The organism is Roseinatronobacter domitianus, from assembly GCF_023336755.1.
Lineage (GTDB): Bacteria > Pseudomonadota > Alphaproteobacteria > Rhodobacterales > Rhodobacteraceae > Roseinatronobacter > Roseinatronobacter domitianus.
In genome coordinates this window covers 69,366-81,342 of sequence record NZ_JALZWP010000013.1, presented here as the reverse complement: position 1 = coordinate 81,342, position 11,977 = coordinate 69,366, and the positions used below count along the sequence as shown (strand labels likewise).

Sequence of the window (11,977 nt, the reverse complement as noted above, 5' to 3'; positions counted from 1 at the left end):
CGAAATGTCCGGGAATGGTTTGCCGCCCGCAACCATTTCGCCATAATGTTCGAGGATCGCTTCAATGCGTAACCGTATCTGAAACCCGCATGGGCCAGACCAGATACACAAAGTTCATGACACTCCCGGTTCCTGCTTTCCGGCAAGTGGTCAAGGCAGTTCTGTCGCAGCGGCAACATATTCGCGATGAATGATTCGCGCATATTCGCCGTTGATGATGTTGGGATGACGCCGCATGGAGCCGGAAATCTCTGTTACAGTGCGCCGGTTGGCAGGCTCACGCCCCTCGCTGACGATAAGCGGCTGCTCCTCCCCGCGCGAGACAACCGCGATGATGCTGCGATGTGGGACGCCACGCCCCACAAGGAACCGCCGCACCGCCTGCGCGCGCCGCAACCCAAGCCGATGGTTGGAGGCACTGCTGCCCACCGCGTCCGTATGCCCATAGACAGTGAAACGCAGTTCAGGGAACCGCTTCATCCAATCGGCCTGGACATGCAGGATGCCCTGTGCCTCGGAGGATAGCGCGGCGCTGCCGAAATCGAAATTCACCATCGAGGGCACTTCGTCATGGAAGCGCCGCGTCATAATCTCAGCCAGACTGATCTGACCGGTCTGGACAAGGTGATTATGCATGCTCGGGTTGCCGAAACCGCCTTCGTCCAGGCTGATCCCAGCTTCGCGATTGAAAGACCCGCTACAAGCCGACAGCCCAAAGCCGGCGGCACCCAACAAGAAAAAACGTCTGTCTACAGCCATGGCAGGCTCCTGCACCAATGAAAACGCGTGACGATCATTCCATCACATAGCCGTAAGACCCACCGAAATCCTGCCGGGCCACTTCACCAACCGCCCCGCCACCGCGTGCCGTCAACCGCCCGTCAAGAAACAGTTCGCGCTCGCTTGGCGGGCGGACACGGTCGGTGGGCAGCATCAAAGCCTCGCCACGGGTTGGCGTGACCAAATGCGCCGTGATGATGATGACAAGTTCCGTCTGGCTGCGCTGATAATTCACGCTGCGGAACAACGCCCCAAGAATGGGGAGTTCCGAAATCCACGGCACGGCCGTAGAGCCCGAGCGGAAGTCGTCTTCCAGCAGACCGGCAATCGCAAAGCTCTCACCGTCCCGCAGTTCTACCGTGGTCTCTGTTGACCGGCGGCGGAACGCGTTGACGACAGTGCCACCGACGGACACGGTATTCGCCCCGTCCAGCGAACTGACCGCTGCTTCCAACTCCAGATTGATGACATTGTCTTCCAGCACGCGCGGCGTGAAGGTCAACTCCACCCCGAACGGCCTGTAGTCGATGGACACATTTCCATCCACGACCACCGGGATGGGATATTCGCCGCCAGCCAGGAACGAAGCCTGTTGCCCCGATAGCGCGGTCAGGTTGGGCTCTGCCAAAGTGCGCGCCATGCCTTGCGTTTCAAGCGCCTCAATCAGCACCTGCGCGGTCAGGCTGCCGCCGCCAACCCGAAACCCGAGTGTGCCGGCTGGGTTCGATGCGCTCGCCGTGGCAAAATTGCCGGAACTCAGCGTGCCATGCGTGCCGCCCGTGACCTGCAGACTGCCGCCGAGGGATTTGCTGATCCCGCGCTGCATCTCGGCGAACCGCACTTTCAACATAACTTGCTGCGTGCCGCCGACGCTCATCAGGTTGGACACGCGCTCGGGCGCATAGCGTTGTGCCAGCTGGAATGCGGCATCAAGTCGGGCGGGGGTCGATACGGTGCCAGATAGCACGATGCCGTCATTGGCAGTGCGGACCTCTATCTTCTCATTCGGCAAAATCTGCCGCAGGCGTTCGCGGAACTCGGCAATATCGGGTGTGACCTGCACTTCTACGTTCGACATAAGGTCGCCATTGACGCCCAGCACGGTCAAGGTCGTGCGTCCGGGCATCTTGCCCAGAACGTAGATCGAGCGGTCGGACAACGTCGAAATATCGGCAATACCCGGATTCGCGATAGAAAGTTCAGCAAAGGGTTGCTCGGTTTCGACAACCACGGCGCGGTTCATGGGAACCCGCAAAGTCGATGCCGAATCGGCGTTCAGGACGCGGACATTCTGGGCCAATGCAGGCGCTGCCTGCGCAAGCGCCAGACCGGAAACGGTCAGCAGCGCGACTGCCAATCTCTTTATACTCATAAGGTGCCTGCCTCTGAAATCTGCTCGGACGTTGCCGATTATTTTTAAAGACTATGCCCTATCCGTCACAACTTATCAAGATTCCAGATAGTTGCGGGGTGTTCTTTATGTATTTCCTGCAACAGCCCCAAGGAACAAGGCAAATGTCGCGGCCAGCTATCAACCAACCACCGCATCTGGGGGTGGACGACACCGGCGCGGCGGATCGGATTTCTGCCTGATCCCCGTCGCGCGGTGCCAGCCTGGCGTGGTCAGTTCGTGCAGGGGATCTCAATATTAACCAACTCGTTGCCGCGACGGGTGCGAATATGGCATGTTTCCTGAACAACCCGCTCTTCGCGGACAACGCCCAGAAGGCGGTCTTGTGTCATCTCCACTGCGGCGGATTGTTCGCGGTCATCGACGCCGACAAGCGCCAGAGACAGGCGACCGGAATTCTGCGCCAGCGCCAATGCCCCGGCCTGTTCCGGGCTGGCTTCGACCGTGACGTTGCTTGCAATCTGCACCTTTTCAGAGCGATCCATATCCGCCGACTGATCCACCGCGATAATGCGCAGTTGCGATTCGATCAGCTGCGTAAATTCCTCGTTGCCATTGCGGCGCCCGGACCAGAACACATCGACATGGTCGCCGGGGCGCAAAAACCCGGCCACGCCGCTGATCTGGTTGACCGGGATGGTAAAGGCGCGCATGCCGGGGCTAAGATGCGAGGTAATCCCCGCCTCTTTGCCCGGCGCGGTCAGTTTGCTGAGCAGGATCGGTTCGCGCGCATCCATGGTGCGCAGAACGATGCGGTGGTCGATATTGTTCGGGAACAGTGCGTCCACCGAGCCCAGCGCATTCGCCGGGACTGCATATTGCGGGAAAGGCGCCACCAGCACATCATTGCGGGTCAGACGCTCCCCATAGGTAAGCGGACGTTTGGCCAGGAACACATCGACCATCTCTGCGGTGTTCACGTTGGCGCGGGCATGGGCAAGCTCGGCCTGCATCCTGGAAATGTAGCCCTTAGTTTGATACGCGGCCGTGCCGGCCAGGCCAAGACCTGCGACAAGGACGGCTCCGAAAACGATGCGCATTGCCAAATCCTTTCAAAAATTAGCCCGGATATGTGCCGGGAACTGGTTACAGGAAACGATGCCATCCGAATGTGGCAGATTGTTGTTCCTGCCGGGACTGGAATTCGGCCATTGCCCCGACAGGGACAGGCTGCTGACCCTTCACGGCGGGCAAACCGGATGACGAAACAGAAAAGGCGCCCCCGAAGGAGCGCCCTGAATTCCAAGGCTGATAAGCCTTAGTTGTTCACGCCGAGTTCGCCCAGTGCAGCAACCGAACCGCCTGTCAGCGAGGTTTGGATATCCGTTGCCAGATCGGTGGTGCCGGTGCGAACGGAGGCGATCACGGCAATGCCCAGGCCCACGATGGCTGCGGTCAGAACGACCCAGTCAACGGTCACGGCACCAGATTCGTCAGCGGCGAAGGTTTTGATGTTTGCGAACAGTTTCATTTTCAAGTCTCCAACATTTTGAACAGTTTCTACTCAGCCGAACCGGTTACTCTAAGGGTGTTTGGTCGTTGACCGCTTGGCTGAGACCGATATAGCCCCCGAACCGTGGCAGCATTGGGGCGCGATTCTGACCATTTTGGAACCATGCGAATTTTCCGCAAATCCCCGTCCTAGACCAACTTTCGGTCGCGCCGAGTGGGTTTTACCCATGTCAGGCCCTGTCGATCAGGGGCACACGGCCTATCCACGAACCGACCACCTGAAACCTCTGGATTAATAGCGTCATTATCGGCATTGTTGAACAAAAGTATAAAAAAGCAGTTATTCCGATGTATTCCAACCGCGCCCTGATGGCGGCCCTTTGCATGGCCACGCTGCCCGGTCTTGCCTCTGCGCAAGAGCAGGGCGACCGCGATTTCACCTTTCGGCGCATTGCCGTGGGCGAATCGGGCGCCGGAAAGCGCATCACGGTGCAGATTGACCCCGCAGAACAAGCCGCGCGTATTGCCGCCGCGCCCCGTGTTCCACAGACCCCGCCCCCAACGCCAGAAGGGGCACCGGACCGCGCATCACCGGGCAATTTTGCATGGTTCTGGGAGCGTGTGCCCCCAAAAGGCGGACCAGATGTGTCCCGTTTCCTGGCCGCGCGCGACGTGCTGACCGCGCCCCCGGCGGGAACCAACCTACGCGCGCCCCGTCTGCAGGATTTGCAGAATATCGCCGAATCGCACGCGTCCTCTATCTTGCGGGCCACAGTCGGAACCCGCGTATCCCCTGCGCTGGCGCTGGCCGTCATTTCTGTCGAATCAGCCGGGCGGGCAGATGCCATCAGCTCTGCAAATGCGCAGGGATTGATGCAGCTTATCCCCGCCACCGCAGAACGATTCGGCGTGACCGACCCGTTCGACACCGGTCAGAACATCACAGGCGGTGTGCGATACCTGCATTGGCTGATGGAACGATTCGACAATGACGTGGTTTTGGTCTTGGCCGGATACAACGCGGGCGAGGGCGCGGTAGACCGCAATGGCGGCGTCCCGCCCTTTGCCGAAACCCGCGACTACGTGCCCAAAGTGCTGGCGGCGTGGCAGGTCGCGCGCGGGCTATGCGCGACCGTGCCGGAATTGCCGAGCGACCCGTGTGTGTTCAAGATCGCCCAAGCGGGGTAGCGGTCGGGTCAGGCGACGATGGCTGCCTCTGTTGCGGCGCGAATCTCGTCCTCGGTGACGCCCTCGGCGCATTCCACGATCTTCAGCCCACCTTCGACCACATCCAGCACACCCAGATTGGTGATGATGCGCTTGACCACGCCCGTCGCGGTCAGCGGCAGCGTGCAGGCGCGCAACAGTTTCGATTCGCCCGCCTTGTTGGTGTGGTCCATCACCACGATCACGCGTTTCACGCCCGCGACCAGATCCATCGCGCCGCCCATGCCCTTGACCAGCTTGCCGGGGATCATCCAATTCGCGATGTCGCCGTTTTCGGCCACTTCCATCGCGCCCAGAATCGCCATGTTGATCTTGCCACCGCGGATCATGGCAAATGATTCGGCGCTGTCGAAATAGGCCGTGTGCGGCAGCGCCGTTACGGTTTGCTTGCCCGCGTTGATAAGATCGGGGTCAATCTCATCCTCGGTTGGAAACGGGCCGATGCCCAGCATCCCGTTTTCCGATTGCAGCGTGACCTGCACCCCTTCGGGGATGTAATTTGCCACCAGCGTCGGAATCCCGATGCCAAGATTGACATACATCCCATCTTCCAGTTCCTGCGCCGCGCGTGCGGCCATCTGGTTGCGGTCCCAGGGCATTTGCTATCCTTCTTGGGTTCAAGTCTCGAAATTGACCGGCACGTCCAGCAGCACGACAGTGCCCGCCGCGCCGCGCACCACGTTCAAGGTGGCGTCCAGCCCGTTCAGCAAGCCGCGCACAAGTCGCCCGCCTGCGTGTTTCTCACTTGGCCAGGCCACGCCCGCAGGCAGACCTTCGCCATCGTCGCTGACCATGATCCTCACGCCACCGCCCGACAAGGTGGTGACGCGCAATTCGATCCGCCCCTCATCTTGCAGGCTAAAAGCGTGGTTAAAGGCGTTGTGCAGCGTTTCCGACACGATCATGGCAATGCGGGTCGCGTGATCCAGCGTGATCTCTGCGCGTTCCGCGGTTTGCACAAAGCGAATACCCGCGCGCCCTTCGTCATGCGCAATCGCGGAAGATACACGGCCCAGAAGCGTGCCAAGATCGACCTTGCCGCGCCCATCTGCACCGCCCGTCAGGCGCATTTCTTCATAGACCAGTTGCAGCGTTTCCAGACGACGTGGGAGCGATTCCAACTCGCGGCGCGTCGTCATCTCATCACTGATGGCCGGTTCGCGCAGGCTCGTCAGGATCATGGCCAGATCGCGCTGCACAAGGTTTTGAACCACGGTCAGGTTATCGCCGGAAATTCGGTTATCGCCGCCGTGGTCTTTTTCGGTAAGCTCTTTCTGAAGACCGAAAAAGAACACCGGCTCACCATCCTCGCCAAAAATGGGGGCGATAATCAGACGGTTGAAAAACGGTGTGCCATTCGCGCGGTAATTCACGATATCCACCGACACTTCGCGCCGTGCGGCCAGCGCCGCGCGCATTCGGTCCACGTCGCGTTTGTCGGTTTTTTCACCTTGCAGGAAGCGGCAGTTGCGACCAATCGACACCGCGCGACTATAACCTGTCGTGCGCTCGAACGCGTCATTGACATAGACGATAGGATTGTCGTCCTGCGTTGGATCGGTCAGCACGATGGAGATACTCAGACGCGAGTATTCTGAAAATGTCTCGTTCGTGACAAACGCGCTTTGGAGAGATTGTCCTTCCATCGCTACCCCTCGTTACGCCGCGCGCGTGGTGCGCTGTTCAATACGTTTCTCGTGATCCCCCTGAATCAAGCGGTTCACGTAAATTCCCGGCAGATGGATAGCATCAGGGTCCAGCGTGCCCGGGTCCACGATTTCCTCTACCTCCAGCACACAGACGCGCCCGCATTTCGCGGCGGGCGGGTTGAAGTTGCGCGCGGTCTTGCGGAAAATCGCGTTGCCCGTGGTATCGGCCTTCCACGCCTTCACGATGGACAAATCAGCGAAAATGCCGGTTTCCAGAACGAAGGTTTCGCCGTTGAACTCTTTGTGCTCCTTGCCCTCGGCGATTTGCGTGCCGACGCCGGTGCGCGTGTAAAAGCCGGCAATGCCCGCGCCACCTGCGCGCATCCGTTCGGCCAACGTGCCTTGCGGGTTGAATTCCAGCTCCAGCTCGCCGCTCAGATATTGCCGCATGAACTCGGCATTCTCGCCGACATAGGACGACATCATCTTTTTGACCTGGCGTGATTCCAACAGCACGCCAAGCCCGAACCCGTCGACACCCGCATTATTGGACGCGATGCTCAGATCCTTGGTGCCCGCGTCCCGGATCGCGGCGATCAGCAATTCGGGAATGCCGCACAAACCAAAACCGCCTGCCGCGATGGTCATGCCGTCGAACAAAAGCCCATCCAGCGCCTCTGACGCGGTGCCGTAGATCTTTTTCATGCCATGCCTCGTTTCGATATACCAAGGAATACAATTGACCGTCTGCCGGGCTTTAGTCAACCAGATGGGCGCGTCTTCACTCTACCTTTGGTGTTGCCTTTTTGGCAGTGGTCGCCTTCTTCGCCGCCGGTTTCTTGGCCGCGGGCTTTTTTGCCGCAGCTTTCTTGGCGGGGGCTTTCTTCTTGCCCTTCGTCGCGGCCTTGGCGTTGACCAGCTCTATCGCCTGCTCCAGCGTGATCGCCTCTGGCTCCATGTCCTTGGGCAGCGTGGCGTTAACCTTGTCCCACTTCACATAAGGACCGTAGCGCCCCTTCATCACCGCCAAGGCGCCACCATCGGGATGATCGCCCAGCGTTTTCAGCGGCTCGGCAGCAGCGGCGCGACCACGCATGGGCTTGGCGGCCAAGACCTCGACCGCGCGGTTCATTCCGATGGTAAAGACCTCATCAACCTCTGGCAGGTTGGCGTATTTCTTGCCGTGCTTGACGAAGGGGCCATAGCGCCCGATCCCGGCCTCGATCATCTCTCCATCATCGGGATGGGGGCCAACAGGGCGCGGCAGGGACAGCAGCATCAGCGCTTTCTCAAGGTCGATGCTGTCCACCTCCCAGCCTTTGGGCAGCGACGCGCGGGGCGGCTTGGGGTCTTCCTTGGTCGCCTCTCCGCGCTGCACATAGGGGCCAAAACGCCCGGTGCGCAGGCTGATCGGGTCGCCTGCGTCATGGCCCAGCAACTTGCCATCGCCCGACAATTCCGCCTGCGCTTCGTCCACTACCCCAATGGGGCGCGTGAACCGGCATTCGGGGTAGTTGCCGCAGCCAATGAAAGCGCCACCAGAGCGCGCGGTTTTCAGATGCAGACGGCCCTCGCCGCATTTGGGGCAGACACGCGGATCAGACCCGTCTTCGCGCGGCGGATAAAGCTGCGGCGCGAGGACTTCATCGATCTTGTCCAGAACTTCTGTGATGCGCAATTCCGAGGTTTCGGCAATCGCCGCCGAGAAGTCGCGCCAGAACTTTTCAAGCACCTCTTTATAGTCGGCCTCGCCTGCCGAAATATCATCCAACTGCCCTTCCAAGGCAGCGGTGAAATCATATTCCAGATAGCGTTTGAAGTAGTTGACCAGAAAGATCGTGACCAAGCGGCCCTTGTCCTCTGGCATCAGGCGGTTCTTGTCCTTCAGCACATAGCCCCGATCCTGAATGGTCGTGACAATGCTGGCATAGGTGGACGGGCGACCGATGCCCAATTCTTCCATCCGCTTGACCAAGGTCGCTTCGGTGTAGCGCGGCGGCGGCTGGGTGAAATGCTGCTCTGGCGTGATGGCGCGCTTGTCCATCGCGTCACCCTCGGACATCTGCGGCAGGCGCTTGTCGTCGTCATCGACCACGTCATCGCGGCCTTCTTCGTAGACCTTCAGAAAACCCTCGAACAGCACCACCTGTCCCGTGGCGCGCAAGCCGACCTGCGCGTCCCTGGACCCAATCTCGACCGTGGTGCGCTCCAGCCGCGCCGCTTCCATCTGGCCCGCGATGGTGCGCTTCCAGATCAGGTCATACAGCTTGCGCTGGTCCGTGTCGGACACGCGCAGTTTATCAGGGCTGACCGCCATGTCGGTGGGGCGGATACATTCATGCGCTTCCTGCGCGTTCTTGGCCTTGTTCTTATACATGCGCGGAGATTTCGGGACATATTCAGCCCCGTAGCGGTCCTTGATGACATCACGCGCGGCCATCACCGCTTCGGGGGCCATGTCGATCCCGTCAGTCCGCATATAAGTAATGTGGCCCGCCTCATACAGGCGCTGCGCGGTGCTCATACAGTGCTTTGCGCCCATGCCGAATTTGCGGCTGGCCTCTTGCTGCAAGGTGGATGTCATGAAGGGCGCGGACGGGTTGCGGCTGGCGGGTTTTGCCTCGACCGATGTGACCGTCAGATCGCGTGATGTCACGGCCTGAACGGCCATTTCGGCAGCGGTTTGATTGTTCAAATCGAACTTGTCCAGCTTCTTGCCCGCAAGGTTGACCAGCTTGGCGGTGAAGGTTGCACCGCGTGGGGTCGCGAGTTCAGCCTCGACACTCCAGTATTCCTGCGCGCGGAATGCCTCTATCTCCATCTCGCGCTCGACAATCAGGCGCAGGCAGACCGACTGCACGCGCCCCGCCGATTTGGCGCCGGGCAGCTTGCGCCACAGCACAGGCGACAGGTTGAAGCCGACAAGGTAATCCAAGGCCCGCCGCGCCAGATAGGCCCGCACCAGCGGCATATCGACGTCGCGCGGGTTCTTCATCGCCTCTGTCACCGCCGATTTGGTGATGGCGTTGAACACAACGCGCTTGACCGGCGTGTCTTTCTTCAACGCGCGCGACTTGGTCAGCGCTTCGGTCAGGTGCCACGAAATCGCCTCGCCCTCGCGGTCGGGGTCAGTGGCCAGAATCAACTCGTTATCGTCTTTCAGCGCGTCGGAAATCGCCTTGAGGTGCTTGCGCGAATCGCTCGCCACCTCCCATTTCATCTCGAATTCATGCTCCGTATCGACCGACCCGTCTTTGGGCGGCAGGTCGCGGACATGCCCGTAAGAGGCCAGAACCGTGTGCCCCGCACCCAGATATTTGTTGATTGTCTTGGCCTTGGCAGGCGATTCGACGACGACAACGGCCATGAATTCCTCAAATCTATCTTGCGGGTGTGCCCCAGTGATGCCGGTTTACATGTGAGACAGGCAGGGGGAATGTCAATGCACCCTGCTTTGCACCGGCTAAAGGACAATCGGCTCCAGCGAGTCATAGAACGCAGAATGAACACCCTCACCAAAGGCCAGTTCGGGCAGGCTGTCTGGCTTGAAGCGCAGGGTCCGTAGCTCATCCTCGGTCACGAAACGGCGGGTTGTCACCACGCCTTCGGGATCACGCCACGCAGGGTCAAGCTGACCGCCCGTGATCGTCGCGTGGAAATAGATGTCGACCTGATGAAAACTGCTGTTCGGGTCGTGAAATTCATTCACCAGACAAGGTGCGCCCACAGCAATCTCCAACCCGCATTCCTCGTGGATTTCGCGTTTCAGGTTATCGGGCAAAGATGCCCCGCGCTCTGCCCCGCCACCGGGCGCGCACCACAGATCGCTTTTGCCGTCGGGCCACGCGTTCACAATAAGCAAGCGGCCCTGATGCAAGATCAACGCACGCACGGCAAGGCGAGGGGGTGGCATGGCGGCTCCGTCTGGCAAGCGGTCCCCTGCCCTACTATATGTGCAAGATGAAAGCGATCATCCTGTCATTATTCCTGCTACCGGGGGCCGCCATGGCCGATTGCGTGGTGCTGCTGCACGGGCTGGCTCGGACTGAAAACTCCATGCTGGTGTTGGCGGAAACCTTGCAGTTGCACGGGTTCAAGGTCGTGAACCACGGCTACCCCTCGACCGCGAAACCAATCGAAGAATTGCTGGACCATGTCGGCACCAGCGTCGCGGAATGCGGCGATGCGCGCGTAAATTTCGTCACCCATTCCATGGGGGGGATTCTGGCACGCGGCTGGCTGGCACGACACCGACCTGCCCAGATGGGGCGCCTGGTCATGTTGGCCCCGCCCAATCATGGGTCAGAACTGGTCGATGCGTTCGCTGACATAGAAGCGTTCGAATGGCTCAACGGACCCGCCGGGCTGGAACTGGGCACCGCGATAGACGCAACGCCCAACCAATTGCCGGAATTTCCCGATTACGAATTGGGCGTCATTGCGGGCGATGTCTCCCTGAACCCGATCACCTCGGCGTTTATTGACGGCAAGGATGACGGCAAAGTGTCTGTGGAAAGCACCAAGCTTGCCGGGATGACCGACCATATCGTCTTGGCGACCAGCCATACGTTCATAATGTCAAACCCGGTCGTGATGGCCGAAGTGCTGGAATTTTTGCGCTACGGGCAATTCGACCACGGGATCACCTTTGTCAGCGCATTGCGCAAGCTGGCGAACCCCTAGCCCTGCCGCCGGAAGGTCAGGTAATGCGGTCTGCGCCCCTCGCGCAAAGCCTTTTGCTCATAGCGGGTGGACAGCCAATCTTCCCACGGAATACGCCATGCCTCTGGGTCCGGCGTCAGGCAGTCGAACCCGGCTTGCGGCACTTCTTCCATAGTCTGGCGCACATAGTCGGGAATATCGGTGGCCACGCGAAACACCGCGCCGGGCCGCATGGCGCGCGCCAATGGCAACAGGTGCTCTGGTGTCACGAAACGGCGGCGATGGTGGCGCGCCTTGGGCCACGGGTCAGGATATAACAAAAAGGCACGGTCCAGACAGGCTTCGGGCAGCACATCGAACAGGTCGCGCACATCCCACGGATACACGCGCAGGTTAGACACACCCGCCGCGCGGATTTTACCCAACGCCATGGCCACGCCGTTCAGATATGGCTCACAACCAATGATCCCGACCTCTGGGTTGCGCCCGGCCTGATGCACCAGATGCTCGCCGCCGCCAAAGCCAACTTCCAGCCAGAGCGGCCGCGCGTCGCCAAATATCGTTTGCGGGTCAATCTGCTCGCGGGACGGGTTCTCCTCACGGCTGACGCCGCGCAATTCCAGCGCGGGCAAATCCTGCTCCAGATGCCGCTTTTGCGCCGATTTCAGGGTTTTGCCCTTAATCCGCCCGTAGAAATTGCGTGTCTGGTCTGTCATCTTGCACCCCTTGTCGCGGCGGGGGTATGGCGTGGGCGGGCCAAGCGGTCAAGCGCCCAAAGCCGCGGGGTTTACATTCT

The 11,977-nt window shown here is 60.2% G+C and carries 12 protein-coding genes; 2 read left to right on the top strand and 10 right to left on the bottom strand.

The genetic code is table 11. The features are described from left to right. Nucleotides 1-150 precede the first annotated feature (150 nt). From M3N55_RS12885 to M3N55_RS12870, 4 genes are all read right to left on the bottom strand, one after another. Nucleotides 151-759: an OmpA family protein gene (locus M3N55_RS12885; RefSeq protein ID WP_249059717.1), complete on the bottom strand. Its 609-nt coding sequence runs from the start codon at nucleotides 757-759 to the stop codon at nucleotides 151-153. Nucleotides 760-793: 34 nt separating this feature from the next. Continuing rightward, nucleotides 794-2,152 carry a type II and III secretion system protein family protein gene (locus M3N55_RS12880; RefSeq protein ID WP_249059716.1) on the bottom strand — a complete coding sequence of 453 codons (1,359 nt, stop codon included), beginning with the start codon at nucleotides 2,150-2,152 and terminating at the stop codon, nucleotides 794-796. A 251-nt stretch (nucleotides 2,153-2,403) separates the two neighbouring features. Next, entirely contained in the window at nucleotides 2,404-3,231 is an 828-nt protein-coding gene (cpaB, locus tag M3N55_RS12875; RefSeq protein ID WP_249059715.1) for a Flp pilus assembly protein CpaB, read from the bottom strand. Between the two features lie 218 nt (nucleotides 3,232-3,449). Continuing rightward, nucleotides 3,450-3,662, bottom strand: coding sequence for a Flp family type IVb pilin (locus tag M3N55_RS12870; RefSeq protein WP_249059714.1), 213 nt, complete (start codon nucleotides 3,660-3,662; stop codon nucleotides 3,450-3,452). Between the two features lie 329 nt (nucleotides 3,663-3,991). Between M3N55_RS12870 and M3N55_RS12865 the strand changes: the two genes are divergently transcribed. After that, on the top strand, nucleotides 3,992-4,831 hold the full coding sequence (locus tag M3N55_RS12865) for a lytic transglycosylase domain-containing protein (RefSeq protein WP_249059713.1): 840 nt from the start codon (nucleotides 3,992-3,994) through the stop codon (nucleotides 4,829-4,831). 8 nt (nucleotides 4,832-4,839) lie between these two features. Here the strand turns inward: M3N55_RS12865 and M3N55_RS12860 are convergent, their stop codons facing one another. From M3N55_RS12860 to M3N55_RS12840, 5 genes are all read right to left on the bottom strand, one after another. Continuing rightward, nucleotides 4,840-5,469: a CoA transferase subunit B gene (locus M3N55_RS12860; RefSeq protein WP_249059711.1), complete on the bottom strand. Its 630-nt coding sequence runs from the start codon at nucleotides 5,467-5,469 to the stop codon at nucleotides 4,840-4,842. A gap of 18 nt (nucleotides 5,470-5,487) precedes the next feature. Continuing rightward, nucleotides 5,488-6,516: a PAS domain-containing protein gene (locus M3N55_RS12855; protein WP_249059709.1), complete on the bottom strand. Its 1,029-nt coding sequence runs from the start codon at nucleotides 6,514-6,516 to the stop codon at nucleotides 5,488-5,490. Between the two features lie 12 nt (nucleotides 6,517-6,528). Then, complete coding sequence (locus M3N55_RS12850) at nucleotides 6,529-7,224, bottom strand: CoA transferase subunit A (RefSeq protein WP_249059708.1); 696 nt, start codon at nucleotides 7,222-7,224, stop codon at nucleotides 6,529-6,531. Nucleotides 7,225-7,300: 76 nt separating this feature from the next. Beyond that, the gene (topA, locus tag M3N55_RS12845; RefSeq protein ID WP_249059705.1) at nucleotides 7,301-9,886 is read right to left on the bottom strand and encodes a type I DNA topoisomerase; all 2,586 of its coding nucleotides are present in this window, start codon (nucleotides 9,884-9,886) and stop codon (nucleotides 7,301-7,303) included. 96 nt (nucleotides 9,887-9,982) lie between these two features. Next, on the bottom strand, nucleotides 9,983-10,432 hold the full coding sequence (locus M3N55_RS12840; RefSeq protein ID WP_249059702.1) for an NUDIX domain-containing protein: 450 nt from the start codon (nucleotides 10,430-10,432) through the stop codon (nucleotides 9,983-9,985). Between M3N55_RS12840 and M3N55_RS12835 the strand changes: the two genes are divergently transcribed. Further along, nucleotides 10,426-11,202 carry an alpha/beta fold hydrolase gene (locus M3N55_RS12835; RefSeq protein ID WP_428982655.1) on the top strand — a complete coding sequence of 259 codons (777 nt, stop codon included), beginning with the start codon at nucleotides 10,426-10,428 and terminating at the stop codon, nucleotides 11,200-11,202. The genes M3N55_RS12840 and M3N55_RS12835 overlap by 7 nt on opposite strands. Here M3N55_RS12835 and trmB read toward each other — a convergent pair. Continuing rightward, nucleotides 11,199-11,897 carry a tRNA (guanine(46)-N(7))-methyltransferase TrmB gene (gene trmB / locus M3N55_RS12830; protein ID WP_249059700.1) on the bottom strand — a complete coding sequence of 233 codons (699 nt, stop codon included), beginning with the start codon at nucleotides 11,895-11,897 and terminating at the stop codon, nucleotides 11,199-11,201. The two genes, M3N55_RS12835 and trmB, sit on opposite strands and share 4 nt — an antisense overlap. Nucleotides 11,898-11,977: the final 80 nt, after the last annotated feature.

What these genes read in the sequence shown, in the direction of transcription:
- M3N55_RS12885 (WP_249059717.1), bottom strand. Translation starts at nt 759, where the DNA reads ATGGCTGTAGACAGACGTTTTTTCTTGTTGGGTGCCGCCGGCTTTGGG.
- M3N55_RS12880 (WP_249059716.1), bottom strand. Translation starts at nt 2,152, where the DNA reads ATGAGTATAAAGAGATTGGCAGTCGCGCTGCTGACCGTTTCCGGTCTG.
- cpaB (WP_249059715.1), bottom strand. Translation starts at nt 3,231, where the DNA reads ATGCGCATCGTTTTCGGAGCCGTCCTTGTCGCAGGTCTTGGCCTGGCC.
- M3N55_RS12870 (WP_249059714.1), bottom strand. Translation starts at nt 3,662, where the DNA reads ATGAAACTGTTCGCAAACATCAAAACCTTCGCCGCTGACGAATCTGGT.
- M3N55_RS12865 (WP_249059713.1), top strand. Translation starts at nt 3,992, where the DNA reads ATGTATTCCAACCGCGCCCTGATGGCGGCCCTTTGCATGGCCACGCTG.
- M3N55_RS12860 (WP_249059711.1), bottom strand. Translation starts at nt 5,469, where the DNA reads ATGCCCTGGGACCGCAACCAGATGGCCGCACGCGCGGCGCAGGAACTG.
- M3N55_RS12855 (WP_249059709.1), bottom strand. Translation starts at nt 6,516, where the DNA reads ATGGAAGGACAATCTCTCCAAAGCGCGTTTGTCACGAACGAGACATTT.
- M3N55_RS12850 (WP_249059708.1), bottom strand. Translation starts at nt 7,224, where the DNA reads ATGAAAAAGATCTACGGCACCGCGTCAGAGGCGCTGGATGGGCTTTTG.
- topA (WP_249059705.1), bottom strand. Translation starts at nt 9,886, where the DNA reads ATGGCCGTTGTCGTCGTCGAATCGCCTGCCAAGGCCAAGACAATCAAC.
- M3N55_RS12840 (WP_249059702.1), bottom strand. Translation starts at nt 10,432, where the DNA reads ATGCCACCCCCTCGCCTTGCCGTGCGTGCGTTGATCTTGCATCAGGGC.
- trmB (WP_249059700.1), bottom strand. Translation starts at nt 11,897, where the DNA reads ATGACAGACCAGACACGCAATTTCTACGGGCGGATTAAGGGCAAAACC.